Origin of the sequence: Flavobacterium sp. ASW18X, from assembly GCF_005144745.1 — a bacterium.
Lineage (GTDB): Bacteria > Bacteroidota > Bacteroidia > Flavobacteriales > Flavobacteriaceae > Croceivirga.
Genome location: NZ_SWKK01000012.1, coordinates 33,493 through 59,629 on the forward strand (window position 1 = coordinate 33,493; position 26,137 = coordinate 59,629).

A 26,137-nucleotide genomic window follows, 5' to 3' on the forward strand; every position below is an offset into this window, starting at 1 on the left:
ATCCTTTTGGTCAAAATGGAACAGCTCTTAAGTCTAATTTAACTTTTGGTGCAGCACGTTATTTTATGGTGTAATTTTAATCAGTTTCTCACTTACTGCCCAATCATAAAATCGGTCTATCCATTTATCAGAAGGTAGGTTTTGTGTTTTCATTCCAAAACCATGTCCGCCCTTAGCATACATATGCAATGCAACAGATTTACCTGCATGTAGATATGTATTATAAAGTGCAATACTACCACTAGCAAGTTGTAGGGGGTCATCTGTAGCGCAAACAAGTAGCATTGGTGGAGCATCTGTTTTAGGGGGTAAGGGTAATAATACGGTGGACCAATAATACACAGGGACCAAAAAATCTGGTCTGGATGCTTTGGTATAATTTTGGCTTACCCCAACCGTAACTGCGCCACCAGCAGAAAAGCCCATAAAACCAATTTTGTTTTTTACGATGCCATAAGTTTCTGCATTATTGCGTACATATTCAATAGCATTTAAACCATCCTTAATAGAAAGTGGTATGTATTTAGTAACTTCTGTAACAATTTTTGCAGGATTGGTTTGTCCTAATTCTGATATTTCTTGAACCCCATCGTCACCCGTAGGCACTAAGCGGTATCGCAATACAAAGGCGGTTATCCCTTTATCAGCAAGCCATTTACCAACGTCTTTACCCTCACTATTAATACTAAGACCATATAGTCCGCCGCCAGGAGCAACTATAACAGCTGTACCTGTATTTATAGCGGGGCTTGGTCTAAATACTTCTAGGGAAGGCACGGCTACATTGGTAACAACTTGGGTTTGCCAAATGTTAGAGAAATACTCCCTTTCTGGATGGGTATAGGCTTTTGTAGTTTCATCATTGTAAGGAAGGATAATTTTTTCTTGACTATAACCTAGGGTAATCATAATTGAAAAAACGGAAATAAGATAGGTTTTCATGCTATTTAGTTTCTTAAATGTAAGGATAATTTATGCGGTGCATTGACACCAAAACCATAATTGTTACTTTTTACAAATTAGCAGGTAAAACCGTTCAACAAATTGTAGTTTTGAAGCCTGAAAATTTCAGCATGAACTCTAGACAGGAACAACTCCGAGCTTTTGACCGATTATTAACCATTATGGACGAGCTCAGGGCTCAATGCCCATGGGATAAAAAGCAAACCATGCAGTCTTTAAGGCATTTAACTATAGAAGAAACCTATGAGTTAGGCGATGCTATTTTAGATAATGATTTGGAAGAGGTTAAAAAAGAATTAGGAGATGTTTTATTGCACATTGTATTCTATGCTAAAATTGGTTCTGAGACTAAGGATTTTGATATTGCAGATGTAGCCAACAGTATCTGCGAAAAGCTGATACATCGCCATCCACATATATATGGTGATGTTAAAGTAACCGATGAAGAAGATGTAAAGCGAAATTGGGAAAACATCAAATTAAAAGAAGGCAAAAAGAGTGTGTTAGAAGGAGTGCCAAACAGTTTGCCTGCTTTGGTAAAAGCAAACCGGATACAAGAAAAGGTAGCTGGTGTGGGTTTTGATTGGGAACAACCAGAACAAGTATTTGAAAAACTCCAAGAAGAATTGGGAGAACTACAAGAAGAAGTGCTAAAAAATGATGCTGATAAAATGGAGGTAGAATTTGGAGATGTACTTTTTTCTATGGTTAATTATGCTCGCTTTTTAAATATTAATCCAGAAAACGCTTTAGAAAGAACCAATAAAAAGTTCATTAAAAGATTTCAATATTTAGAACAAAAGGCTAAAGAATTAGGTAAAACTTTGCAAGAGATGACCCTGGCAGAGATGGATGTTTTTTGGGAAGAAGCTAAAACTAAAAAGTAGGTTTAAATGAAAAAGTACACCAATGAGTTTGCCTACAATCTTAAACTAGCTGCCCCGGTAGTACTTGGTATGCTGGGACATACTTTTGTAGCTTTTGCAGACAATGTTATGGTGGGCCAACTGGGAACAGCAGAATTGGCAGCAGTGTCTTTGGGCAATAGCTTAGTTCTTATTTTTATGTACGTAGGTATTGGTTTTACTACAGCACTAACACCTCTAGTGGCAGAAGCGGATGGTGCTAATGACATTCCCATGGCTAAAAAATTATTTAAACATGGGTTGTTAGTTTGTCTAATAATAGGTGCGGTAATGTTTACCTTAATTATGTGTAGTAAAAATTTGCTTTATTACATGGAGCAACCACCAGAAGTGGTTGCGCTGGCTATGCCTTATTTAAATTTGGTGGCAGTATCCATGGTGCCTATGATTATTTTTCAGGCATTTAAGCAGTTCGCAGATGGGTTTTCACAAACCAAATACCCCATGTATGCTACCATAGTTTCTAATGTAGTAAACATTCTACTGAATTATATTTTTATTTTTGGAGCATTTGGGGCACCCAAATTAGGTATTATTGGAGCTGCAATAGGTACATTGGTTTCTAGAGTGGTTATGGTACTTTTTGTTTGGTATTTAATGTATCATAAACCAAAGTTTAAAGTCTATTTTCAAGGTCTTACCTTAAAAACTATAGAGAAAAAAATAATAAATAAGATTATGGCACTGGGTTTCCCTTCTGCTATGCAAGTGTTTTTTGAGGTCGGAATTTTTACATCTGCAGTTTGGCTCAGCGGAGTCTTGGGTAAAAATGCACAAGCTGCCAACCAAATAGCACTTAATTTAAGCAGTATGACCTATATGGTAGGCATTGGCTTAAGTGTCGCTGCTATGGTAAGAGTGGGGAACCAAAAAGGATTACAGAATTTTAAAGAATTGCAACGTATTGCTTCTTCAGTGTTCTTTTTAACCTTGCTTATAGAAGTTGTCTTTGCTGCCCTTTTTCTAGTGTTTAGGCATGCTTTCCCAACCATATATTTAGATGTAGACGATTTGGCTAATCAACAAGACAACATTGCTGTAATTGCTTTGGCAGCTAAACTGCTTTTGGTTGCAGCTTTTTTTCAGATTTCAGATGGGATACAAGTTGTTGTCTTAGGCGCATTAAGAGGACTACAAGACGTTAAAATACCTACTATTATAACGTTTATTGCCTATTGGCTAGTTGGTTTTCCCATAAGCTATTACCTCGGCTTACACACGGAATTGGCAAGTACCGGAATTTGGTTAGGGCTTTTATCTGGCCTTACGGTTTCTGCAGTATTATTGTATATTCGATTCAAATTATTGACAGATAAACTGATTGTTCAAAAATCCCAGCAAGCTAAGGCAAGCTAGGTACTATTAAATGTGATATGGAACTACCTAAATTTCTTTTGGGCGATAATACCGATTTTCCTGATGCAATTTTTATTGTGCATACAGACTACCCAAGGTTCATTATAAATCTAGAAAATGATGAGGTTGAATGGCTGGAAGAGTTTTCTAAGGAGGACGAAGAAGAATTAATGACCGAGGCAGAAAATCTGATAGAAGAGGCTACTGCTTTTTATGATAGAGAAGTTAGTAGATACGAAGATTAGCAGTGATAGGTTTGGAGCGACTAGATGCCATAGACAGAACAATTTTTTTATTTCTGAATAACCTTGGAACACCCCAATGGGATGGTTTTTGGTTATTTTTGAGCGACAAATGGGGTGCTATACCGTTATATGTGCTCTTATTGTTTCTTACGTATAAAAAATTAGGACCCAAGAAGACTGTTTTTTTACTCATTTTTATTGCATTGTTAATTACCTGTACAGACCAGCTTAGCAACTTTTTTAAATATGGTTTTCAACGTCCACGACCCTGCCATAACCAAGAGGTATTCAGGGTAATGCGTTTGGTAAAAAACAGCTGTGGAGGTAAGTATGGTTACTTTTCTGCACATGCCGCTAATGCATTTGGCGTAGCTGTATTTTTTGCATCTTTCTTTTTTAGAACGTACAAGTGGTTTGCCATATTTCTGTTAATTTGGGGTATTGCAGTGGGCTATAGTCGCATTTATCTTGGCGTACATTATCCAGGAGACGTTTTAACCGGTTTTATGGTAGGTATAGTTTTTGGCTGGGTGTTCTATAAGTTGTTTAAAACAATATTGCAAAAGGTTGGGTATGATATCTAATAGGCGGTATTGGTTCTTAATAGGCTTAATTTGTTTGGTATACTTAGCAGGCATGTTTGTTACCTTATTTGAAAACGACTCTGCCCAATTTGCTGTTATGGCGATGCGAATGGTACAAGAAAACGATTTTACGCATTTATTTAAAGGTCCAAACGAATACTTAGACAAACCCCATATGCATTATTGGTTGGCGGCCTTATCTTTTAAATTTTTTGGCATTCGCGATTGGGCCTATAGAATCCCAGGAATTTTGGCCACCCTATTGGCGGCTTATAGTTGTTTTGGTCTTGGTAAACTATTATATAATGCAGATGTGGGTAGGTTTGCAGCTTTAATTTTTATGACCTGCCAAACTATAGTTTTAGGTGCCATAGATGTCCGTACAGATGCGGTTCTTACAGGGTTTACCATACTTTCAGTTTGGCAATTAGCTGCCTATATAGAAGAACAGCAGCTTAAAAATTTACTTTGGGGTGCATTTGCTGCCGGAATGGCTTTTGCTACAAAAGGGCAAATAGCTCTTGTGGTTATAGGATTATGTGTTTTATGCCATTTAGCGTATACAAGAAGATGGCATTTGTTACTAAATTACCGTGTGCTTTTGGCTTTGCTTGTTTTTGGTGTAACCATAAGCCCTATGTTATATGCGTATTACCAACAATTCGATTTGCACCCAGAGAAAGTAATTAGAGGTAGAAATGAGCGCAGTGGTATCTTTTTTATTTTTTGGGAGCAGAGTTTTGAACGGATGAGTGGAGAAGGTATCGGTAAAAATAGTAGCGACTTCTTTTTCTTTTTTCACACCTTTTTATGGGTTTTTCTTCCCTGGTCTTTATTGGCCTTGTTAGGTTATTTTTGGAGAGTTAAGACTTTTGTTAAAATGCGATTTAAGTACATACAAGGGTTTGAGTTTTTGACTTTAGGCGGTATTACATTCATATTCTTTTTAATCAGCTTTGCCCAATTTAAGTTGCCACATTATATGAATATTATGATGCCGTTGTATGCTGTGCTCACCGCATCTTACATTTACAGCTTGCAAAAGTTTACCAAAAAGTCGATGATTAAAGCGCTGTTAGGTTTTCAGTATTTTGTATTGAGTATCGTGTATATTTTTGCGCTATTGGTTTGCTTTTACGTGTTTAAGTTTACAACTTGGTATAATTATGTGTTGCTTTTTAGTGGATTAGGTCTGGTTATTTATTTTTGTTTAAAACGAGAGCCTAGCTATGTAAGACTAATTACCTTATCTGTCTATGCCAGCCTGTTGCTTAATGGTGTTATGAATTTGCATTTCTACCCACATTTATTAGAATACCAAGCAGGTTCTACAATGGCAAAAAAGATAAAGGCAAATGCTATTGATGTCAATGACATTTATAAAATTAGTGAAGAACATACGTGGTCATTGGATTTTTACAATAAAAAACCTGTGACTATTAGTAGTATTACCGACTTAATGCAAGTGGAAAATGCATGGGTTTATGCATCGGATAATGAGCTTAAAAAGTTACAAGAGGCTGGGATAGATTGGGATAAAAAGTTAACGGTTAATCAATTTAGAATTACTCGTTTACAAGCTAAATTTCTAAATCCCAATACTAGAAAAAAGATTGTCAATAAAAGGCATTTGGTACACCTTAAATAGTCGGGTTTGTATGTAGTTCAGGTTTTTTTAAATGGTAAATTATACCGGCTAACGAAACCAAGGCATTAATTATAAAGAATACAAAACTAATGCCAATAGCAGTGTCTGCTTGCAACCCCAACCAATGTGATCCGTATAAAAAAGTAACTTCTCTACTACCTATGCCACCTATAGTTAGGGGAATAACGGATACGACTGAGGAAACCATGAAAATAAATAGATAGGCCACAGTATTTAGGGCGATGCCTATAGCTTGTAGAATAGCTAAGATTGCTAAAAGTTGTATTCCCTGAACTAAAAAGGAATAAAAGAAGGAAGTCCAAAATACTCCTAGGGTATAACTAAAGTATTTTTTTACCACCAACCAAAAACTTACAATAGCTAATGGTATTGCGAGGACAAACAGCCATGTAAATTGTTGTAGTACAGGTGCTTTAACAAAAACGGCAAAAATGCAAGCAAAAATGCCAATTAATAACATTCCACTTAAGCGGTCTAGCAAAAGAACAGAAACTATTTTGCGTGTGCCCGTTTTATATTTTTTCTGAATAACGTAGCCTTTGTAAGCATCCCCACCAATACCGCCAGGTAAGAATAGATTGTAAAACATACCCAGTATATACAATTTAAAATTGCTAACATGGGTAAGTGGAATGTTGATACTATGAAAGTATAGATTTAAACGTAGGGCGTTGAAAGTTTTAGATATTATAAATAAAAAGAGCGCTAAAATTAAATAACCTATATGCACTTTTTTTACAACCGCAATGACATCGCCAAAATTAATTTTGGTGAAAATAAAGTAAATCAAGACTACACTTATAACAATTTTAAGCGCAGTTAAGATGGATTTACGTTGTTTCTCCGTCACCTATGGTTATTTTCTTTATTCTATATGGTCTTTTAGACTGACTCTCATAATACGTACGTATAAGAAGCTCCATAACAATACCAATGGTAAAAAGCTGTATGCCACCTAAGATAAACATCATTCCAAAAATTAATAGTGGTCTTGTACCTATATCTTGGTCGAATCCAAATTTTACAATTAGCAAGTACATTTCTATAAAAACACCTAGTATAATTAACAAGAATCCAAATATTCCAAAAAGATGAATGGGACGCTGAAAGTACTTTCTTATAAATAGGAGTAACATCATATCCGCTACAACTTTAAACACACGCTCTAATCCATATTTAGATTTGCCAGCATGTCTTGCATGGTGTTTAACAGGTACTTGCTTAATTTGTGCTCCTTCTAGATAGGCTAAAAGCGTAATAAACCGATGCATTTCTCCATAAAGGTTAAGCCCTTTAGCAATATCTTTAGTAAATACTTTTAGAGCACACCCATTATCTTTAATGTCTAACTTAGTCACTCTACGGACTAAAAAATTAGCAATTTTAGATGGAATTTTCTTTACTAGGGAATCCTTTCTTTTTTGACGTATTCCTGTAATTAAATCGTATTCGCCATCTACCGCATATTGCAACATGGAAGGGATATCGCTTGGGTCGTTCTGTAAATCTCCATCCATGGTAATGATGAAATCCCCAGTAGCATAATCAATACCAGCAGCTAGCGCTAAACTTTGCCCATAGTTCTTTTTTAATTCAATCAACGCCACCTTGGGGTCGTTCATTTCTTTTACCACTTTTTTAGTGTGGTCTGTAGAAAAATCGTCCACATAAACAATTTGATAAGTGTACCCCACTAAAGCCTCATGTATCTTTTGGGTTAATAGTTGTACATTATCTTGTTCGTTATATAAAGGAACTACAATAGAAAGGGGAGAATCTGTTACCACCTGCATGTATACTGTTTAAATCGCCGCAAATTTAGGCTTTTTAATTAAGTGTTTTCTGTTTTACCCTCTATGAGTACTTTGGCAGCGGCAAAAGGCGATACTTTATTGGTTTCTATTTGTGTTAATAGTGTTTTTAATTGCTCTTGAATGCCAGGGGTATTGTAAAATTGATGTTTTAGTAAGCCATCTACGGCTTGTAGAAACCAGTTTTTGTCTTGTTTTTTTCTGTTGGCCATAAATTGATGGTTTTCTTTCATGGTAGACACAAAATGGGTTACAGTATCCCATATTGCTGCTATACCTGTATTCTGTATTGCAGAACAACTTAAAACTTTTGGGAACCACCCGTTTGGTTTAGGCGGGTATAAATGTAGGGCTCTTTTAAACTCTGTTTTGGCCAGTTGCACTTGTTCTAAATTAGTACCATCTGCTTTTGTTATGACGATGGCGTCTGCCATTTCCATAATGCCACGTTTTATACCTTGTAATTCGTCTCCAGCGCCAGCTAGTTTTAATAGTAGAAAAAAATCGACCATACTGTGCACAGCTGTTTCACTTTGGCCAACCCCTACGGTTTCTATCAAAATGACGTCATATCCGGCTGCTTCGCACAAAATAATGCTTTCACGAGTTCGTTGAGCAACGCCCCCAAGAGAATCGCTTGCCGGTGAAGGCCTTATAAAAGCATTAGCATCTTTAGCTAAGGTTTCCATCCGGGTTTTATCACCCAAAATACTTCCTTTAGAAATAGAGCTTGTGGGGTCTACAGCAAGTACGGCAACTTTTAATCCTTGTTGGGTTAAATAAGACCCAAAAGTTTCTATAAAGGTACTTTTGCCAACGCCCGGGACGCCAGTGATACCAACCCTAATACTGGTGTTGGTTAGTTGTAAGCATTGAATAATTAATTGGTCTGCTAATGTTTTATGGTCTGTATGGGTACTTTCTATTAAAGTAATGGCCTTTGCCAAAGCTGTTTTATTCCCTTTTTTTAGTTCTGAGAACAAATCGTCTACCGCAATGGGCGCCTTTTTTTTATTTTCTGGCGATTGCTTATTGTTTTTAAAAGATGGATTTATACCCAAGACACTTTGAATTTATTGCTAAAATAACAAGAATGCGCTCCTAAAGAACGCAAATGCTAGCTAATTGTACTGTATTGCTATATTTCACAAATTTTTAATATACCTTATTGGTGTGGTAGGGCAAACAAGTCTTACCTTCTCTGCTCGTAAAGAAAAATTAGATATGAAAACACTTTTTGAAACCTTTGCAACTAATGAAGGTGGTAGGGTAGGACACGTCACCAGTGATAATGGTGCTATAGACTTAAAGGTACAAATGCCAGATAACAATGGGCAACCAGAGGGTACCACAAATCCAGAACAATTGTTTGCTGCGGCTTACGCTTCTTGCTTTGCGGGGGCTGTACAGGCAGTAGCACAACAAATGGGAATTAAAGATTTAGGCGATTTTAGCGTAAAATCCACCATTTCTTTAAATAAAGATGAAGATGGTTATTATTTAGAAGCTACTCTAGATACCTACTTGCCAACAGTAGATAAAGAAAAAGGAGAAGATATTATAAATGAGGCGCACGAAATGTGCCCATATAGTAAAGCAACAAGAGATAATATTACCGTTCACCTCAATTTATTGTTAGACGAATAAGTTTCTCATAAATACACATTTACCATCCCGTTGTCTAACGACTTCGGGATTTTTTTTTATAAATTTTGACAAAACTTGCCACATTGTATTTTTTAAATCGTCCTTAAAGAAAACAACAAAACAAACCAACCATTTTGCATCTAGAGTTAGTAGAAAAATGTAAACAAAATGACAGGGCTGCACAGCTTTCGCTTTATAAAAAGTATTGCGATGGTATGTATTGTGTAGCAATGCGCTTTTTACAAAATGAAAAGGATGCAGAAGATGTATTGCAAGAAGCGTTCATTAAAGCCTTTCAAAAAATAGAGCAGTACCAAGGAGAAGTAACTTTTGGCGCATGGCTCAAAAAAATTGTGGTGAATAGGAGTATCGATTTTTTAAAAGCGAAAAGAGAAAAGACTATTCCGTTAGAGGATGGTTACATGCATGTAGCTGAAGATGATAGTTGGGAAGTAGCAGACCATTGTACAATAGAAATGGTAAAACTAGCTATAAACAATTTGGCAGATACCTATAAATATGTAGTGCAATTGTTTTTACTAGAAGGGTACGACCATCAAGAAATTGCAGAAATACTGGCAATAAGTGAAACAGCATCTAGAACACGATTAGTAAGAGGTAAAGCGCAATTAAAAGAACAGTTAAAACAGATGGACTATGGCACAGGATCTTAGAAAAATGTTTAGGGAGGAACGGTGTAAAGAAGATTACCAGTTATCCCATGGGCACGAGACCCGTTTTTTGGAACGCTTGGATAGAGACTTGCCAAAACGAAAGGGTAAATCCTATACTAGGTACATGATTGCCGCAAGTATTGCCCTCTGTGTTGGTATTGCTACGTATTTGTTTTTTGCAAAACCAGAAGCTTTGCCTAGCACTACCACAGTGGTACAGCAAGATGTAAAAAAAGAAGATGCTAAACTTTCTCTAGGAGCCTTGTCTCCAGAATTGCAAAAAGTAGAAACCTATTATACCGCTAATATTAATTACGAATTAAGCAAGTTAGATGTTTCTATAGCTAATAAAGAAGTAGTAGATGGTTATATGGATCAGTTGGGGGCGCTAGATGAAGAGTATCAAAGCTTAAATAATGATTTAAACGTTTACGGCCCTAATGATGATACTATTGCAGCACTTATCCAAAATCTACAGTTGCGCTTACAACTACTACAAAAATTAAAAGCAAAATTAAATCAATTAAAATCATCAAAAAATGAACAGGAATCAGTTACTATTTAATGGTATAGGTATGTTCTTGCTCCCCATGGTATTTTGGGCGCAGGGCAAGAGCAGAACCTATACTGAAACCTTTAATGTAGGAGAAGAAACGGTATTAGAAATTAATACTAGCCATACGGATATAGCTTTTGAAGCTTGGGATAAAAACCAAGTAGAAATAATTGCTACAGTTACAGTAGAAGAAGCTACGGATGAAGAAGTGAAAAATTATTTTAAAAACGAACCTTTTACCATTCTAGGGAATAGCAAAAAGATAGCTGTAAATAGTAGAGATGGGAGTAGTACATGGCAATTTATGGCTAATGATTTTAGCGGTGATGTGTATATGGACGTTGAACCTATATTTCTAGATTTAGAAATACCAGATTTGCCAGAAGTAGAAGCTGTAATTGGTACCATGCCTGCACCACCAGTACCGCCTTTGCCCCCAATGCCTAAAAAGACTTTTGACTACGAAAAATTTAAAGCAGAAGGGGAATCGTATTTAAAAGAATGGTCTAAAGATTTTGAAAAAGGTTTTGATAAGGAATATCAAAAGAAAATGGAAGAATGGAGTAAAAAGGTAGAAGAGCAAGTAAAGCAGTGGGAAAAAAAGCATGGTAAACGTGCCAAAGCTATGGAAAAGAGAGCCGAGCTCATGGAAGAGCGTGCTCAAAAAAGAGCAGAATTACAGGAACGTAGGCAAGAAATAATAGAAGAAAGAATTTTAGCCAGAGAAGATGTTAGGGAGGCTATAAGAATTAGTCGTGCAAATGATACACCTAGCGTATTTTATTATAACAATGCCGGAAAATCTACTAAGTACAAGGTTAAGAGAGAATTAAAAATAAAATTGCCAAAAAGTGTACGTTTAAAAATGAACGTAAAACATGGCGAAGTTAAACTAGCTTCATTGACCAAAAATTTAGAAGCAAGCTTGCGGTATGCAAGCTTGCTTGGCCAAACAATAGATGGTGACCATACTACAGTTAGCGCTGCATATTCGCCCATAGAAGTTCAAAAATGGAACTTAGGGCAATTAAATACCAAACATTCTGATGCTGTTTATTTAAAAGAAGTGGGGGAGTTGCAATACACCCTTGTTTCTTCTAACGCTAAAATTGGTAAGGTTAATAGTAAGGCATACATAACCAACAACTTGGGTAAATTAAGTATTGCCCAGTTGGGGCAAGGCTTTAAAGATGTTGATGTAACCTTGGTGAATGGAGAACTTAACTGTAAGTTGCCAACCTCCCCATTGTCACTATATGTAAATGGTACAGCTAGTGAGGTGAGTTGTTCTAAAAATTTACAATTAGAACGTACCACAAATAATTCTACTGTTATTTACAAAGGTTATCAACAACAAAAAAATGGCGGCGGAGCACTAACAATAAATGCAAAATATAGTGAAGTGGTTTTGGAATAGCCGCGATAAAGTTGTCCCAAAACCACCTACTATTTTTAATGCAATTTGGCTTCTTCTTTTAAATAATCTGTGAAATTTTCTTTAAATCGGTTTAATCTAGGAATAGAAACAGATTTTATATACGGATGTTCTGGATTACGTTTTTCAAAATCTTGATGATATTCTTCTGCCTCCCAGAATTTTTTAAAAGGTTCTACCTGAGTTACAATTTCATTTGGAGCATATACCTTTTCAGAAACTAATAAGTTCATATAATCCATAATTATCTTTTTCTCCTCTTCATTCTTATAGAAAGCAATAGAACGGTATTGAGGTCCTTTATCTGGTCCCTGTCTGTTTAATGTTGTAGGATCGTGAGAGCCAAAGAATATTTGCACTAGGGCAAAGAAAGAAACTTGCTCTGGGTCATAATATACCTTTACGGCTTCTGCATGTTTAGTTCTACCATAAGAAACTTCTTTATAGCTAGGATTTTGCTCGTCCCCACCAGCATATCCAGAAACTACTTCTTTTACGCCTATAACACTCTCGTAAATAGCTTCTACACACCAAAAACAACCAGAAGCAAAATATGCTGTTTTAAACTGACTTAAATCTTGTTGTTCTACTACTTTTTCTTCTAGTTTGATATCATTCTTTGTTGCATTTTCCGTATCCGTTTTGGTTTGGTTCGGAGTTCCGTTGCACGAAATACTGACTAATGCTAAAAGGAGTATACTTAAATGTTTCATCTAATTTTTCTTTTCTTAGTAGTAATTAAGCCTTAATGCTTACAATTTTTATTACCTATATAAGGATACTTTCTCCAATTTCTGGAAGCAACAATTTCTTTTGCAGCCCGTCAAAATGTGCTTTTGCCATTTCTGCATCTAATTTAATAGGTGGAAAAGTATCGTAATGGCAACCTAAGATGGTATTACACGCTATAAAATCAGAAGCATGGGCAGCATCTTTGTAATCCATCGTAAAATTATCTCCTATAGGTAAAATGGCCATGTCCAGACTACCAGAGGTTAACGGTATAAGTTTCATATCCATGGTAAGGGCAGTATCACCAGCAATATACAGTTGTTTACCGCCAGAGTTTAAAATAAAACCCCCAGGATTACCCCCGTAAGTACCGTCTGGCAAAACACTAGAATGGATTGCATTTACATATTTAAGAGTGCCAAAATCAAAAGTAAAGCTACCTCCATGATTCATAGGATGCCCATTAAAACCTTTTTCTTGGTACCAACTTATTATTTCAAAATTAGAAATCAGTGTGGCGTCTGGATTGTTTTTAGCAATCTGTTCTACATCTAAAACGTGGTCTTGATGGCCATGTGTAATTAAGATGTAATCTGCTTTAAGTTGATTAACATCTATATGACTTGCAAGTTCATTGCCAGAAATAAACGGGTCAATAATTAAGGTTTTGCCTTCTGTCTCTATTTGAAAAGAGGCGTGTCCTAGAAAAGTGATTCTCATAGTATGTGTCAAATTTTTAAGGGAAGGTAACAAAAACTGTACGCTTTTTAAATACCTTGGCGGTCTTAACCTAAGCTTTTAAGGTAGAATTATGATAGCAGCGCATTCTTTTTTACAAGAAATTGGTCCAACACGTTTATTTAAAGGGACTTTTAGCCATGCAGATTATATTCCGTTAGATTTATCTGTGACCAATAAAAGACTAAATGCCTATAATATTACAGACGCTCAGGAATGCCAAGATTACATTAATGAGGTGTTACGTGAGAAGAACGGTAAAATTGCCTATGGTGGTTATCTAGAAAAAAGAAACTTATACGGGAGTGCAGATATATTTAAAGGAGAAGCGTTAAGAAACATTCATTTAGGAATGGATTTTTGGATAGCCGCTGGGACACCCATCTACTGCCCTTTGGCAGGTACTGTTCACAGTTTTGCAAATAATTCGGATTTTGGTAACTATGGACCAACAATCATTTTACACCATATATATAAGGATTACAGCTTTTATACTTTATATGGACACTTATCTTTAGAAAGTTTGGAAGGTTTGTTTGTGGGTAAAGCTATTCCCAAGGGAACTGTGCTTGCTACCTTAGGAGTACCAGAGGTAAATGTTGGGTATGCACCCCATTTGCATTTTCAGGTAATTTTAGATGTAGAACAGTTTAACGGTGACTATCCAGGAGTTTGTGCAATTGAACGGTTACCTTTTTATAAAAATAACTGTCCAAACCCCAATTTACTGCTCGGTCTTTAGATTTCTATCGACGAAATGCACCCCAGTTCGATGTGTTGTTTTTTAGTTAAGAAACGGTTATCGATAGATTTTTGCACTTCATCTAAACAAGTGCATTTAATCGACTAAAGCCCTATCCATGGCGATTTAACTTAGGTCTCGTTTTATCTGGTGGTAGTTTTACAGTGTAAAATTATCAAAGACATGAAAGCAATAGTAACCTTTATCTTCATCATCTTAATCGGAAACGTAGCAATGGCTCAAGCTGATACTAAGGTAGAAGTTAAACCTCAAGGTGTTGAGTTGAACATCGCTGTGGTTAAAGAAGAGGTTAAGCAAGAGGTTAAAGAAACTGAAGTTGCTAGATTGTACATGTTTAAAAACTCTAGAGTTAAGAAAGCGCTTTCTTTTAACACTAAAAGAAACAAAGCTAAATTAGCTTAATCCCTAAAAGCCTATGATAATTGCAAGTTTAATATTTAGTACGCTTCTTTTAATTGGAGCAGCTTACGTAATTTATATCAATCAAAAAAAAAGTAAAAAATTAAAGCCCATAAAAGTAAGGGTTCGTTAAACGGAATTAATTTACCGATTAATAGATAAACGGTTAGGAGCTAAAATAAGCATTACCAGTGCGTTTGGTCGGTGTTTTAGTCGTTAATCGAGCTAAATTGCCATCCATCGATATATTTTGAAGTCGGTTTTGCATCAAAATTAAATTTGTAGCAAATCCTACTGACAATGAAAAGCTTAACCACCCTTATCTTAATCCTTGTAATGAACACCATAGCTTTTGCACAGACCGAAGCAAAAGTTGAAACCAAACTAAAGCCTGTTAAGCTAACAACTACTACTATAAGGACAGCAACCCCGAACCAAACACAAAAAGTTGCCTTTATCCATTTATTTAAACAAACTAGAGTTTTAAAGGAACTAACCTTTCAACCAAAAGTGGTAGAGGCAAAAATGGCGTAAAGCATTTCTAAATTTTTTAATAACTAATTTATAATGTAGTGTATTTGCTGGTTAAGCCTGTAAAAGATTGTGTAATTGCATAGCACTATTTTCAACAATAGTCTCTATAAAGTATAAAGATTGCCATTTCTGTGTATTAAGAGCTTGTTTGCCTGTTGGAGCGTCCCAGCTTGGGTAAACCCTAAATCCACGTTTACCAACTTTTAGGTGGGTAGTTACAATACCTTTTTTTACTAATACGGTCTTTGGGAAAAGGAATAGCCCGGACTTACCATTGGCTTTTACATGAATAAAATAAAAGTGAAATTCGTCTGTATATCGATTGGGAATGGTAACCCCTTCTGAATTTCTTTTCCAAAAAGTAACAAACTGACCTGTTTTTTTAGGCGTAATTTTAGCGATGCGGCACATTATGGTTTTGTTATTCACTTTAAAATTACAAGCTAAATATATTCCTGACTCTCCTGTTCAATCTTAAAATCTGCTATGGTACAGCCTGCCTTCGGAAATAAAAAAGGGTCGAGATGTTTTGTCATTTTTAAATCCAATTAGTACTTAGGAAGTTGAGGTGATGAAATTAGTTTTTTAGATTGGTTTTGTATAGTTTATTAATTCTAGGTTGTAGTATCCAAATACCTATTGGAAAAAATAAAATTAAAATGGATGCTATCCCCATCTTTTGGGCCATCTATTGCCACACCAATTAAGGCTTTTTTCGTACGCAATAGGGCTTCTAGTACTGCTTTTAGATGATTATTATTTTGAGCCGTTAGATTCGCTGTTATGCTAACAAATAATAGAAACAGAAGCGTAATTTTGCTGTATATAGAATAATATATTTAAAAGAAAAATTGACCTTCTAGTACGGGGAAAACTATACTCAAAGGTAAACATTGTAAGAGTTTAGAATGGAGCAGAATAATCATATTTTTAGTGTAACTTATTTTATTTAATATTGGGTAGGTTAAACATAATTGTTTAAAACCGTGGATTATAAGCTTATGAAGCGTTTTCTTGGAGTTCTCTTAATTGCTGTGTTGCTATTACAATCTTGCAGGACGGAAACAAAACAAACGATTGAGAAACAAGTGGTGATAAAAGATTCGCAATCAAAATCTGAAGAAGAGCAGGTAGAAGATACGCTAGAAGTAGGTTTAGAAGTATGGTCTAACCCTACTTGCAATTTAGGAAATTACATTTATAGCATCACAATTACCCCAGATACTACTAGAGCAGTAACCGATATGAGTTATAACCTACTCATGATACGTGAAAAGATGAAATTTAATGATTATAGTAATTTGAAACTCAAAGATACCGTAGTAAATCTGGATGTCAATAAAAAGACCTTCTTAGAGGAATATAATAGGAGAAAAGGAGACACCTTAGTATTGCCCAATTTTTACATTACTAATATGGTGTATAAATACGCTAGAGCTTCTGAAATACATTTTGATGCAACCATGTTTTCTATCAAAGATTCTGTGCATGCAGATGCTAGCTATCATATCTCCTATACTACGGGGGATTACCGTTTAACTTATGATTTAGACAATTAGAAATGTCGTTACTGTTACAATAGAGATGATACAACACTAAGGAATAGGAAAATTATTTAGTTCTCATAGTACTGAGGAAACTAAAATTTTAGCTGAAATCATTTAGAAATGGTACCGTTTAAAAGTGTCCATAATTTTTAAGATTGTAATAGCCCCAAACAGCCATTGCAAATTCTAAAAGCATGCCAATGCTGTAAAGTAGAGAAAAACCATCCAAAAAGAGACTTATTAATCTACCAAAAGCTAAACCAGCCATAAAAATGATGTTGCTTGTGGTAGCACTCTTCCAATAGGTTACTTCATAAACGCCGTACAACCAATAGAGTCCAATTGTAATATAAAGCCCCATTATAGATCTAAAAATGTTTTTCAGTTCTAGGTTTTGAACTTCAAAGTCAAAAATTAGGGGCAAAATTTTTTGTGGATTACCACCATAAATAAAAGAAACAACTATAACAACTAAGGAAGAAAGTAAGAGCTGAAGGTTTTTTAGTTTCATAATACGGTAATCAGACCAGGGCTCAAGCTCTTATTATTAGGATTGAAAACAGCTCATAAGGTATAAAACTTGCAGACCAAATTCCGATGAATAGCATATTTAAAGGATTAAAGGTAAAGGTTTACACCTAAATAGATTCTCTACTCTAATGTTTAATGGAGCAAAAATAGGTATTCATCGGTTAACTGTTACTTTTTACCGTTCATCGACACACTTTTGTAATCTATCTCAAACCGACTATTATTTTTTTGAATAGGAGGTAATTTTAACATGTAATTAAAAAATACTTAGCAATGAAAGCTTTATTAGTTATTGGGTTTTGCCTATTTGCATACTTAACCACTTGGGCAAAGGAGACACAAAAAGAACAAAAAGTTGCAATTGTAGTAACCAAAGGCATCGCTAAAGATATTTCTATAGTAAACAACCGCGTACGTTACCCTAAAATCGTTTTTATTTACAGATACAAGAACCAACGAATAGATCAAGCTTTAAATTTTATTACTAAAGACACTGAAGCAAAAGCTGCTTAATCATTAATGCGGTATACCTGGTTGTGTGATAGTAAAATTTGTTTTTTTCTTTGCATCAGAGACCATTGTTCTCACCTCTGACAGTAACTTTTTAGCGTCATAGATGATTCCGTCTTTTATCGTATAACTAACACCACCAATACGTACTACTTTATTGTCATCGGTTAATTTTATAGCCCCTGTTCCATAGAGAACCTTTAAATTTTTTAGTGGATTCTCCTTCAAAATTACAAAATCTGCTAATTTTCCAATTTCTACAGACCCTATTTGGTCTGCCATCCCAAGAGCTTCTGCGCCGTTGAGTGTGGCACTTCTAATAACCTCTAAAGGATGAAAACCAGCTTCTCTTAACAATTCTAACTCGCGTATATAGGCAAATCCATATAACTGAAATATAAACCCAGAGTCAGACCCCGCTGTTACGCGGCCACCTCTATTTTTATATTCGTTAATAAACGTCATCCATAACCGATAATTTTCTTTCCAAGCCACTTCTTGTTCCGTTCCCCAATCATGCCAATAAGAGCCGTGACTAATTTTACTGGGTTGGTAAAATTTCCACAAAGAGGGAAGTGTATACTCCTCATGCCATTCTGCACGCCTAGCTCGGTGCAAGTCCCTGCTAGCTTCATAAATATTAAATGTTGGGTCTAAGGTAAAATCTAAGCTAATTAATTCATCCATAACCTTGTTCCAATGTTCAGAATACGGTTTGGCAGCTTGTTGCCAAAGTTTGCCTGCATTTTCAAATCGGTGTTGTTCGTTCTGGTAATTATAATCTAATGGATAATTCTGTACGGTCCTATCATCAAACAAAGCTTCTGGTAAACCATACCAATGTTCCATACTGGTAAGACCAGCCCTTGCAGAATGTAAAACGTTCCATCTGGCAACATCCATTTGAGCATGGTGGCAGGCAGAACGTAAACCTAACTTCTTATTCTCATCCAGAGCAGCTTCCATAATTTCTGGTGGCGCACCAAAGAACTTTATACCATCGGCACCTTTTTTTGCATTCTCCCTTACCCAAGCACGAGCCATTTCTGGTGTGCTAATTGAGTTCTTACTGCCTTGTCCAAAGCCAGTATAAGCCAAAATTCTAGGAGCAACAATACTATTTTTAGCACTTCTTTCTTTTAAATCCAAAGCCCAATCTAAACCACGTCCACTGGGTTCTCGCACAGTTGTGATGCCATGTGCCATCCATAAACGAAAAACATATTCTGGTTCTGCGCCTTGGGCAACACCACCTATGTGGCCATGCATATCAATAAAACCAGGTAATAAGTACATACCCTGGCAATCCAATTCTTTACCTCCTGGTTTTAATTGTGGTCTTTTGGTTGGTTCAATAGCCACACCAGGATAACCAACTACAACTATATCTGTAATTTTATTCTGCTCTACTACAATATCCAAGGGACCCCTTGGGGGAGCTCCATTACCGTTTATGAGGGTAACGCCTCTTATGATAAGTTGGTTAAATGGTCCTTCCTGTGTATTGATTTGGGCGTTTAGCGTATGTAATATCCCAATAAAGAATAGAGCTATAAGTTTTTTCACGGCTATTTATTGTGGAAGATTAATATAATTGCCTAAAAAGAGCGCATTCAAAAATAGGCGATTGGTTCCATACCATGCCCCTCTAAAATTGGGGTTGTCTGCAAATAAAATAACCTTACCAGCTTTATGCTTACTCACTAGTAATGATGCTGAGGGTTTTAAATATTCTTGTGTATTCTTTTTAGTGATAAAACCATCTATATGTGGATTACTACTATACTTAGCTACAGTAGCGAATGCGTTTTTACTTGGTTGTAACCAAACCGTATTGTTTTTGTAAACTGGTATTTGCGTATCTCTATACCCAAAAGCTAGGGGGTGTGTAACATCTAAATCCACCTTAAAAATAGCACCGCCCACACGTTCTTTTCCTAAGAATTCTCTCGCATCTACATAAGGCTGTCGCTTAGTTGCTGTAGAATCTTTTTTGCTTTCTGTCAAGCTTTCTTTTACCCATTCTTTCTCTATCACAAATTTAGACGCTGTACCAACGGTGACCAAGGTATTACCTGCTGCCAACCAATTTTTAAGCTTTTCTTCTTCTGCTTTAGAAAAGTTATATTGGCCAGAAACCATTACCAAGGTGGTATATTTAGCTAAACTGGCTCTGGATAAATTTCGCATAGGGATTTTAGTTATGGGCATATGTACTCTAGTGTCCAATAAGTGCCATACTTCTCCTGCTTCATAAGAATTGATGCCCTCCCCAATTAGCATCGCCAATTTGGGTTTTTTAATTGGGGTGATATACCCACTACCTAAATCGATACCCTTGGTATTATAACCAGTAGATACACTATACATGGGCACCTGATATTTTTCTTGTGCTTTAATAAGTAACTCATGCACTTCTGATGCGGTTTTCTTTTGTAACGAAACAGGGACAACTAATGTGCCATAATTAAATGCTATTTCTCCTTTATTAGTAGCTGCAGTAAATGGTTTAAAAGACGATGAAATAACTAAACCATTTTGTTGTAAATAATTGAGAACTGCTACCGCGTTATAATCATCATAATCTATAAGATAAGCATAATTGGTTGAAGGAACAGGTGTGACAGTTACTAAGTTCTCTGTGGTGGTTATTTTGCTTCCCAAATTTGTTGTAGAAGTGCCTTTGTACTTTACGTTGTAAAAATTAGCCAGAGACCACGCAGATGCATCATAATAAACGCTATCTCTATACTTACTATACGTCTCGAACATGGTTTGCACCATTCGGTACTGTGGTTGTTTTGTAGGGACTACAAATGCATCGCCGTTTTTGTAAACGTCTATTTGGTGTAACAGCAATTTATCCACAAAGGCTTTAACTCTATTTTTATCATTTTCAGCATTGAATGTATAAGCTTTAAGCTTGTTCTTACTTGCATTGGTTAAGGCACTTTTAAAAAACTTTTTTTGGTAATTGTATAGTAGTTCCCTGTTTTCTACGGCTGCTTTAACCGTGGTAATACTGCTGGTGTATTGATTACGAATGGTAAAGGGAAAAGTGATTTCTCCAAAAGCGGTTGTCTGTTTGTGCCCGCGAGAACTTGCTTGCTCAAATAATAATCCAAGACCTCCTTGTAAATCTGGATAAGAAGACCCATAACCAGGATAGGTGCCATCAAAAACTTCCTTGGTAAAATAAAAACTACCAATACTATCTAGTGCTTTAGCATAATAATCACCAAATAAATTATTTAAGTCTTCATAATTTTCTTTGGGCATAATAGGGTTTAAGCTTCCATTATCCTTCATGGGTTCAAAAAAGTAGGTACTTTGAGAGCCCATTTCATGAAAATCCGTTACTACATTAGGATACCACTCGTGGTACCACTTTAATTTGCCTCGGCTTTCTGGGTGAATAGCCAATAACCAATCCCTATTTAAATCAAACCAATAGTGGTTAGTTCTACCTCTTGGCCAATATTCATTATGTTCAGCATCTTGTGGGTCTGCAACCAAGGGGTTTCCTTGGTAAGCGTTTGCATATTGCGTGTGTCTATCACGACCATCGGGATTTATGGTAGGGTCTATAAAAAGAACCGCATTTTGTAGGTAGTTCTTAATTTCTGCATGTTCTGAAGCTACAAAAGTATACGCCGCTAGTAATGCAGCCTCTGAACTAGAAGGTTCATTCCCATGTACGTTGTAGGCTAAATTAATAAACACAGGTAAATCTGCAGTATATGTAGGGTTTTCTTCTGGTTTGGTAAAGGCTAAATGTTTTTCTTTTAAGGACGATAAATTTTCTAGATTTTCTGGGGAACTAACTTGCAGTATAACAAGTTTGCGCCCCTCATGGGTTTTACCATAATAGGTGATTTTGGCTCTGTTTGAAACAGTGGCGAGTTTTTCTAAATAGGCCACAATTAAATCGTGACGTGTGTGGTGTTCCCCAATGCCATATCCTAAAAAGGCTTCAGGTGAAGGAATATCTGGGTTAAACGGGTAAAACTTTTTGTAGAAATAGTCTTGTGCGGAAAGGCCTGTGGTGCATAAAAGCACTACAAATAGTAATTTTTTGAGCATGGTTGGTATAATTAGTCCATCTAAAGATAGGACATCCTTATGAATCCAACGTATTAAAGCCTTCTATTACTTCTTCAAATGTTATTTGATAATATGTGCCTTTCTTAGAAGTATCTCTTAATAATGTGCCGCGCAACTGTCTAGATAAGTTATGAATAAGCTTTAAACCTAGAGATTTTGTGGTTTTAGGGCTCACATCTTCAGGAAAACCGATACCATTGTCTCCCAAGTACATCTCATAGCCGTTAGCTCCTTTTTTAACCAAGTTTACTTCTATTTCTCCGTGGCTGTCTCCAGGAATACCATATTTAAGGGCATTGGTAATGGTTTCATTAATAATTAAGCCTAAAGGAATAACGGTATCAATACTAAGCTTGTAATCTCCTAAATCCATCTTAGTGGTAATGTTATGTGTGTTTCCTTTTACAGAACGAATAAGGTACTCGCATAACTCCTCAACATAAGGTTTAAAATCAATTTTAGAGGTATAATCGTCCCTTTTGTATAGCATCTCATGAACCATAGACATAGAAACTACGCGGTGTTGACTACTACGGATAATGTTTTCTATTTTTTCATCGCCAACGGAACGGGATTGCAAACTTAAAAGACTAGATACTGTTTGTAAATTGTTTTTTACTCTGTGGTGAACCTCCTTTAATAAAGTTTCTTTCTCGTTTAGTTTTTTAGTTAGGTCATTTAAATGTTGTAGCGTTTCTGTAAAGGAAGCTCCCATAATTAAATTGGTTACAAAAACAGCAGTTAAGGCAGTAAGGGCAATAGGTACTAATAAGGCTCCCCCAAAAAAATAATAGGCAGCCAGGGCTATTGCAATTAATGCTCCTAAACTATTAATAACTTTTAAAATTAAAAGTCTGTTTTTGTCCTGTGAATTATCAACAGTGCGTTGCTCCATATGCATGGTTTGCCCTTTTTATTGAAAAATAACAACAAAATGTAGGGACGTTCTTACCGTAAATCTAACTATGTTTTAGAATATAATCAAAAAAGGTAACCAAAAATTGGTTACCTAAATTTAACATATTTTAATAAAGTCTGGTAATTAATCATTTACCAAAACCCATTCTCCTTTACTAATAAGTGGTTCTGCCTGCTTAAACTTTACAGTTTTGCTTTCGCCAGACATTACATTCTTAATGGTAACCTTGTCATTACGTCCAATTTTTGGAGCCTCTCTAACAATAGTTTCTGTTTTTTGAGGACGCTGTTGTGATTGCGTTTGGCCGGCAGCTCTATTCTGCGCGGCAAGTTCATCACTATTTGGAATTTCTTCTTTAGAAGTCTGTAATTTTTCTTTAGGCTTACTTACCGTTTTAGCCTCTTTTATCTGGGTACTATCTTGCGTAGGTAATTCGCCTTTAAATAAGAAAGAGATTACTTCTTTATTCACTTTGTCTATCATCGATTTAAATAGTTCAAAAGCTTCAAACTTGTAAATCAATAAAGGGTCTTTTTGTTCGTGTACCGCCAACTGCACAGATTGCTTTAGCTCATCCATTTTTCGCAAATGGGTTTTCCAACTATCATCAATAATAGCTAAGGTAATGTTCTTCTCAAAATCATTGATAAGCTGTTTTCCATTGCTTTCATAAGCTGCCTTTAAATTGGTAACAACATTCAAAGATTTTATCCCATCTGTAAACGGTACTACAATGCGCTCAAATCTATCTGCCTGATTCTCAAACACGTTTTTGATAACTGGGAATGCTTGTTCTGCACTGCGAGCTACTTTTTCTTGATAGTGTTGATAAGCACTATCATACACCTTTACAGCAATAGCTTGGAAGTTCATTTTTTTGAATTCTTCCTCAGTAATTGGTGCGGTAATAGAAAAATACTTAATTAACTCGAATTCAAAATTTTTGAAATCGTCTGCCGTCTTATTAGTTTCAGCAATTACTTCGCTGGTATCATAAATCATGTTGGCAATGTCCACCTTAAGACGTTCACCTTGTATGGCATGTCTTCGTCTTTTGTAGATTACCTCTCTTTGGGCATTCATTACGTCATCATACTCTAACAATCTTTTACGAATACCAAAGTTGTTTTCTTCTACCTTCTTCTGGGCACGCTCTATAGATTTGGTCATCATAGAATGCTGGATAACTTCGCCTTCTTCCAAGCCCATTTTATCCATCATTTTAGCTACGCGGTCAGAACCAAACAAACGCATCAAATTATCTTCTAAAGACACATAAAACTGAGAACTACCAGGGTCTCCTTGCCTACCAGACCTACCACGCAACTGTCTGTCTACACGTCTAGAATCATGGCGTTCTGTACCAATAATGGCCAAACCACCCGCATCTTTAACTTCAGTACTTAATTTAATATCCGTACCACGCCCAGCCATATTTGTTGCAATTGTTACAATACCGCCTTTACCTGCTTCTGCAACAATGTCTGCTTCTTTTTTATGCAACTTAGCATTTAATACATTGTGTGGCACTTTACGTACGCTTAGTAATTTGGAAAGTAATTCAGAAATTTCTACAGATGTAGTACCAATAAGTACGGGTCTACCAGCTTGCGAAAGTTTGGTTACTTCCTCTATGATGGCATTGTATTTTTCTCGCTTTGTTTTGTAGATTAAATCATTTCTATCATCACGCGCTATAGGTCTGTTGGTTGGGATTTCTACCACATCTAATTTATAAATTTCCCAAAACTCACCTGCTTCTGTTACGGCAGTACCTGTCATCCCAGAAAGCTTGTTGTACATTCTAAAATAATTCTGTAGGGTAATAGTAGCAAAGGTTTGTGTTAACGCTTCAATCTTAACATTTTCCTTAGCTTCTATAGCTTGGTGTAAACCATCAGAATACCTACGGCCATCCATGATACGGCCAGTTTGTTCATCTACAATGAGAACTTTATTCTCCATTACAACGTACTCCACATCTTTCTCAAACAATGTGTAAGCCTTTAGTAATTGGCTCATAGTGTGGATACGCTCACTTTTAATAGCAAACTCTTTAAATAGTTCGTCTTTAAGTTCCGCTTCTTTTTCTATTTCTAGATTCTGATTTTCTATTTGGGCAATTTCTGCTCCAATATCTGGCATTACAAAGAAATCAGTGTCTTGGCCGCCAGATAGGTATTCAACTCCTTTTTCTGTTAGTTCTATCTGGTTATTCTTTTCGTCAATCGTAAAATACAGGTCTTCATCTACCTTTACCATTTCTCGATTGTTGTCTTGCATGTAAAAGTTTTCCGTTTTTTGGAGGAGTTGTTTTACGCCTTCTTCACTTAAAAACTTAATTAATGCTTTGTTTTTAGGCAAACCGCGGTGTACGCGCAACAATAGAAAACCACCTTCTTTTTGGTCACCTTCCTTAATTAACCGCTTCGCTTCCGCCAATACGCCTGTTAAGTGTTGCCGTTGTTTTTGTACAATGTCTGCTACTTTTGGTTTTAATTCTGTAAACTCATGTCTATCACCTTCTGGTACAGGACCAGATATGATTAAAGGTGTACGAGCATCATCTATTAAAACAGAATCCACCTCATCTACAATAGCATAATGATGCGGGCGTTGCACTAAATCTTTTGGCGTATGCGCCATATTATCTCTTAGGTAATCAAAACCAAATTCGTTATTGGTGCCATAGGTAATATCTGAATTGTAAGCCGCTCTTCTGCCTTGAGAATTGGGTTGGTGATTGTCTATACAATCCACAGAAAGCCCATGAAATTGAAATAACGGCGCCATCCAAGCACTATCCCTTTTTGCCAGATAATCATTGACTGTTACCAAGTGCGCACCTTTGCCAGAAAGGGCGTTTAAGTAAAGCGGTAGGGTAGCCACTAAAGTTTTACCTTCTCCTGTTTGCATTTCTGCAATTTTACCTTGGTGCAATGCAATACCACCTATGAGCTGTACGTCATAATGTATCATGTCCCAAGTAACTTCCTTGCCAGCTGCGTTCCAAGAGTTTTTCCAAATGGCGTTGTCTCCTTCTAAAGTTACATAGTCTGCGTCGCCAGACAATTGTCTGTCAAACTCATTAGCTGTAACGGTAAGTGTAGGGTTGTTGGCAAAACGTTTGGCAGTTTCTTTGACTACTGCAAACGCTTCTGGTAGAATTTCATTTAAAACGTCTTCAGAAAGTTTATAGGCCTCTTCATTCAGCTTGTCTATTTCTGTATAGATTTCTTCGTTCCTATCTATATCTGTAGAGGCTTCTGCTTCTTGCTCTAATGCTTGTATTTGTTCGTTAACACCAGCGCAGCGTTCTGCAATCTTATCTTTAAACTCTTGGGTTTTTTGTCTTAGTTGGTCATGGCTAAGGCTCTCTAGCGCCTGCTCAAAAGATTTTATCTTCTTTACTAAAGGTTGTAAGGCTTTTACATCTTTCTCGGATTTATCCCCTACAAAAACCTTTAGTACAGCGTTTAATATGCTCATGAATT

Annotated in this window: 26 protein-coding genes; 14 read left to right on the top strand and 12 right to left on the bottom strand. The window is 36.2% G+C overall.

From position 1 onward, the window contains the following. Positions 1–63: 63 nt before the first annotated feature. A complete protein-coding gene (locus tag FBT53_RS09140) occupies positions 64–942 on the bottom strand; it encodes an alpha/beta hydrolase (RefSeq protein WP_136950882.1) in 879 nt (292 codons plus the stop codon). A 131-nt stretch (positions 943–1,073) separates the two neighbouring features. On the opposite strand from FBT53_RS09140, the gene mazG reads away from it, so the two are divergent. The 5 genes from mazG to FBT53_RS09165 are packed head-to-tail and all read left to right on the top strand — an operon-like array spanning position 1,074 to position 5,722. Further along, entirely contained in the window at positions 1,074–1,850 is a 777-nt protein-coding gene (gene mazG / locus FBT53_RS09145; RefSeq protein WP_136950883.1) for a nucleoside triphosphate pyrophosphohydrolase, read from the top strand. A 6-nt stretch (positions 1,851–1,856) separates the two neighbouring features. Then, positions 1,857–3,245 carry an MATE family efflux transporter gene (locus tag FBT53_RS09150; protein ID WP_136950884.1) on the top strand — a complete coding sequence of 463 codons (1,389 nt, stop codon included), beginning with the start codon at positions 1,857–1,859 and terminating at the stop codon, positions 3,243–3,245. 17 nt (positions 3,246–3,262) lie between these two features. Further along, a complete protein-coding gene (locus FBT53_RS09155; RefSeq protein WP_136950885.1) occupies positions 3,263–3,490 on the top strand; it encodes a hypothetical protein in 228 nt (75 codons plus the stop codon). Positions 3,491–3,501: 11 nt separating this feature from the next. Next, entirely contained in the window at positions 3,502–4,074 is a 573-nt protein-coding gene (locus tag FBT53_RS09160) for a phosphatase PAP2 family protein (protein ID WP_136950886.1), read from the top strand. After that, positions 4,064–5,722: a glycosyltransferase family 39 protein gene (locus tag FBT53_RS09165; RefSeq protein ID WP_136950887.1), complete on the top strand. Its 1,659-nt coding sequence runs from the start codon at positions 4,064–4,066 to the stop codon at positions 5,720–5,722. Before FBT53_RS09160 ends, FBT53_RS09165 begins: the two co-directional genes overlap by 11 nt. On the opposite strand, the gene FBT53_RS09170 is transcribed toward FBT53_RS09165, so the two are convergent. From FBT53_RS09170 to meaB, 3 genes are read right to left on the bottom strand one after another with little or no spacing between them, the layout of a single operon-like run. After that, a complete protein-coding gene (locus tag FBT53_RS09170) occupies positions 5,715–6,593 on the bottom strand; it encodes a lysylphosphatidylglycerol synthase transmembrane domain-containing protein (protein ID WP_136950888.1) in 879 nt (292 codons plus the stop codon). The genes FBT53_RS09165 and FBT53_RS09170 overlap by 8 nt on opposite strands. Then, positions 6,574–7,536, bottom strand: a complete 963-nt coding sequence (locus tag FBT53_RS09175; RefSeq protein ID WP_136950889.1) for a glycosyltransferase family 2 protein — start codon at positions 7,534–7,536, stop codon at positions 6,574–6,576. The genes FBT53_RS09170 and FBT53_RS09175 overlap by 20 nt, the downstream gene beginning before the upstream one ends. A gap of 38 nt (positions 7,537–7,574) precedes the next feature. Further along, positions 7,575–8,615 (bottom strand): methylmalonyl Co-A mutase-associated GTPase MeaB, encoded by a 1,041-nt coding sequence (gene meaB, locus FBT53_RS09180; protein WP_136950890.1) that lies wholly within the window; start codon positions 8,613–8,615, stop codon positions 7,575–7,577. Between the two features lie 163 nt (positions 8,616–8,778). Here meaB and FBT53_RS09185 point away from each other — a divergent pair, with 163 nt between their 5' ends. From FBT53_RS09185 to FBT53_RS09200, 4 genes are all read left to right on the top strand, one after another. Then, positions 8,779–9,201 carry an Ohr family peroxiredoxin gene (locus tag FBT53_RS09185; RefSeq protein WP_136950891.1) on the top strand — a complete coding sequence of 141 codons (423 nt, stop codon included), beginning with the start codon at positions 8,779–8,781 and terminating at the stop codon, positions 9,199–9,201. A gap of 131 nt (positions 9,202–9,332) precedes the next feature. Continuing rightward, positions 9,333–9,875 (top strand): RNA polymerase sigma factor, encoded by a 543-nt coding sequence (locus tag FBT53_RS09190; RefSeq protein WP_136950892.1) that lies wholly within the window; start codon positions 9,333–9,335, stop codon positions 9,873–9,875. After that, positions 9,859–10,440: a hypothetical protein gene (locus tag FBT53_RS09195; RefSeq protein WP_136950893.1), complete on the top strand. Its 582-nt coding sequence runs from the start codon at positions 9,859–9,861 to the stop codon at positions 10,438–10,440. Before FBT53_RS09190 ends, FBT53_RS09195 begins: the two co-directional genes overlap by 17 nt. Then, positions 10,415–11,848: a hypothetical protein gene (locus FBT53_RS09200; protein WP_136950894.1), complete on the top strand. Its 1,434-nt coding sequence runs from the start codon at positions 10,415–10,417 to the stop codon at positions 11,846–11,848. Before FBT53_RS09195 ends, FBT53_RS09200 begins: the two co-directional genes overlap by 26 nt. Before the next feature lie 35 nt (positions 11,849–11,883). Here FBT53_RS09200 and msrA read toward each other — a convergent pair whose 3' ends face one another. Together msrA and FBT53_RS09210 are read right to left on the bottom strand one after the other, a co-directional pair. Then, positions 11,884–12,579 (bottom strand): peptide-methionine (S)-S-oxide reductase MsrA, encoded by a 696-nt coding sequence (msrA, locus tag FBT53_RS09205; protein WP_136950895.1) that lies wholly within the window; start codon positions 12,577–12,579, stop codon positions 11,884–11,886. Between the two features lie 55 nt (positions 12,580–12,634). Continuing rightward, on the bottom strand, positions 12,635–13,318 hold the full coding sequence (locus tag FBT53_RS09210) for a metal-dependent hydrolase (protein ID WP_136950896.1): 684 nt from the start codon (positions 13,316–13,318) through the stop codon (positions 12,635–12,637). 91 nt (positions 13,319–13,409) lie between these two features. Here FBT53_RS09210 and FBT53_RS09215 point away from each other — a divergent pair, with 91 nt between their 5' ends. The 3 genes from FBT53_RS09215 (at position 13,410) to FBT53_RS09225 (ending at position 15,032) form a co-directional block, all read left to right on the top strand. Continuing rightward, complete coding sequence (locus FBT53_RS09215; RefSeq protein WP_136950897.1) at positions 13,410–14,078, top strand: peptidoglycan DD-metalloendopeptidase family protein; 669 nt, start codon at positions 13,410–13,412, stop codon at positions 14,076–14,078. Positions 14,079–14,261: 183 nt separating this feature from the next. After that, entirely contained in the window at positions 14,262–14,501 is a 240-nt protein-coding gene (locus tag FBT53_RS09220; protein WP_136950898.1) for a hypothetical protein, read from the top strand. A 297-nt stretch (positions 14,502–14,798) separates the two neighbouring features. Further along, positions 14,799–15,032, top strand: coding sequence for a hypothetical protein (locus tag FBT53_RS09225; protein ID WP_136950899.1), 234 nt, complete (start codon positions 14,799–14,801; stop codon positions 15,030–15,032). A 51-nt stretch (positions 15,033–15,083) separates the two neighbouring features. Here the strand turns inward: FBT53_RS09225 and FBT53_RS09230 are convergent, their stop codons facing one another. Beyond that, the gene (locus tag FBT53_RS09230; protein WP_240729800.1) at positions 15,084–15,461 is read right to left on the bottom strand and encodes a MepB family protein; all 378 of its coding nucleotides are present in this window, start codon (positions 15,459–15,461) and stop codon (positions 15,084–15,086) included. Positions 15,462–16,033: 572 nt separating this feature from the next. On the opposite strand from FBT53_RS09230, the gene FBT53_RS09235 reads away from it, so the two are divergent. After that, on the top strand, positions 16,034–16,591 hold the full coding sequence (locus tag FBT53_RS09235) for a hypothetical protein (protein WP_136950900.1): 558 nt from the start codon (positions 16,034–16,036) through the stop codon (positions 16,589–16,591). A 118-nt stretch (positions 16,592–16,709) separates the two neighbouring features. Here the strand turns inward: FBT53_RS09235 and FBT53_RS09240 are convergent, their stop codons facing one another. Then, a complete protein-coding gene (locus tag FBT53_RS09240) occupies positions 16,710–17,090 on the bottom strand; it encodes a DUF4345 domain-containing protein (RefSeq protein ID WP_240729801.1) in 381 nt (126 codons plus the stop codon). Positions 17,091–17,383: 293 nt separating this feature from the next. Here FBT53_RS09240 and FBT53_RS09245 point away from each other — a divergent pair, with 293 nt between their 5' ends. Then, positions 17,384–17,623: a hypothetical protein gene (locus FBT53_RS09245; RefSeq protein ID WP_136950902.1), complete on the top strand. Its 240-nt coding sequence runs from the start codon at positions 17,384–17,386 to the stop codon at positions 17,621–17,623. Positions 17,624–17,626: 3 nt separating this feature from the next. Here FBT53_RS09245 and FBT53_RS09250 read toward each other — a convergent pair whose 3' ends face one another. The 4 genes from FBT53_RS09250 to secA all read right to left on the bottom strand — a co-directional run bounded on the left by FBT53_RS09250 (position 17,627) and on the right by secA (position 26,132). Continuing rightward, positions 17,627–19,174: an amidohydrolase family protein gene (locus tag FBT53_RS09250; protein WP_240729811.1), complete on the bottom strand. Its 1,548-nt coding sequence runs from the start codon at positions 19,172–19,174 to the stop codon at positions 17,627–17,629. An 18-nt stretch (positions 19,175–19,192) separates the two neighbouring features. Next, the gene (locus FBT53_RS09255) at positions 19,193–21,703 is read right to left on the bottom strand and encodes a M14 metallopeptidase family protein (RefSeq protein WP_136950904.1); all 2,511 of its coding nucleotides are present in this window, start codon (positions 21,701–21,703) and stop codon (positions 19,193–19,195) included. A gap of 37 nt (positions 21,704–21,740) precedes the next feature. Further along, complete coding sequence (locus FBT53_RS09260; protein WP_240729802.1) at positions 21,741–22,619, bottom strand: sensor histidine kinase; 879 nt, start codon at positions 22,617–22,619, stop codon at positions 21,741–21,743. A gap of 147 nt (positions 22,620–22,766) precedes the next feature. Continuing rightward, entirely contained in the window at positions 22,767–26,132 is a 3,366-nt protein-coding gene (secA, locus tag FBT53_RS09265; RefSeq protein ID WP_136950906.1) for a preprotein translocase subunit SecA, read from the bottom strand. Positions 26,133–26,137 lie beyond the last annotated feature (5 nt).

Coding starts and splice junctions, on each gene's coding strand:
- FBT53_RS09235 (WP_136950900.1), top strand. CDS start 16,034: ATGAAGCGTTTTCTTGGAGTTCTCTTAATTGCTGTGTTGCTATTACAA.
- FBT53_RS09210 (WP_136950896.1), bottom strand. CDS start 13,318: ATGAGAATCACTTTTCTAGGACACGCCTCTTTTCAAATAGAGACAGAA.
- FBT53_RS09240 (WP_240729801.1), bottom strand. CDS start 17,090: ATGAAACTAAAAAACCTTCAGCTCTTACTTTCTTCCTTAGTTGTTATA.
- FBT53_RS09165 (WP_136950887.1), top strand. CDS start 4,064: ATGATATCTAATAGGCGGTATTGGTTCTTAATAGGCTTAATTTGTTTG.
- FBT53_RS09155 (WP_136950885.1), top strand. CDS start 3,263: ATGGAACTACCTAAATTTCTTTTGGGCGATAATACCGATTTTCCTGAT.
- FBT53_RS09260 (WP_240729802.1), bottom strand. CDS start 22,619: ATGGAGCAACGCACTGTTGATAATTCACAGGACAAAAACAGACTTTTA.
- FBT53_RS09225 (WP_136950899.1), top strand. CDS start 14,799: ATGAAAAGCTTAACCACCCTTATCTTAATCCTTGTAATGAACACCATA.
- FBT53_RS09220 (WP_136950898.1), top strand. CDS start 14,262: ATGAAAGCAATAGTAACCTTTATCTTCATCATCTTAATCGGAAACGTA.
- FBT53_RS09185 (WP_136950891.1), top strand. CDS start 8,779: ATGAAAACACTTTTTGAAACCTTTGCAACTAATGAAGGTGGTAGGGTA.
- FBT53_RS09215 (WP_136950897.1), top strand. CDS start 13,410: ATGATAGCAGCGCATTCTTTTTTACAAGAAATTGGTCCAACACGTTTA.
- FBT53_RS09255 (WP_136950904.1), bottom strand. CDS start 21,703: ATGCTCAAAAAATTACTATTTGTAGTGCTTTTATGCACCACAGGCCTT.
- FBT53_RS09195 (WP_136950893.1), top strand. CDS start 9,859: ATGGCACAGGATCTTAGAAAAATGTTTAGGGAGGAACGGTGTAAAGAA.
- mazG (WP_136950883.1), top strand. CDS start 1,074: ATGAACTCTAGACAGGAACAACTCCGAGCTTTTGACCGATTATTAACC.
- FBT53_RS09175 (WP_136950889.1), bottom strand. CDS start 7,536: ATGCAGGTGGTAACAGATTCTCCCCTTTCTATTGTAGTTCCTTTATAT.
- FBT53_RS09150 (WP_136950884.1), top strand. CDS start 1,857: ATGAAAAAGTACACCAATGAGTTTGCCTACAATCTTAAACTAGCTGCC.
- FBT53_RS09245 (WP_136950902.1), top strand. CDS start 17,384: ATGAAAGCTTTATTAGTTATTGGGTTTTGCCTATTTGCATACTTAACC.
- FBT53_RS09140 (WP_136950882.1), bottom strand. CDS start 942: ATGAAAACCTATCTTATTTCCGTTTTTTCAATTATGATTACCCTAGGT.
- FBT53_RS09200 (WP_136950894.1), top strand. CDS start 10,415: ATGAACAGGAATCAGTTACTATTTAATGGTATAGGTATGTTCTTGCTC.
- msrA (WP_136950895.1), bottom strand. CDS start 12,579: ATGAAACATTTAAGTATACTCCTTTTAGCATTAGTCAGTATTTCGTGC.
- secA (WP_136950906.1), bottom strand. CDS start 26,132: ATGAGCATATTAAACGCTGTACTAAAGGTTTTTGTAGGGGATAAATCC.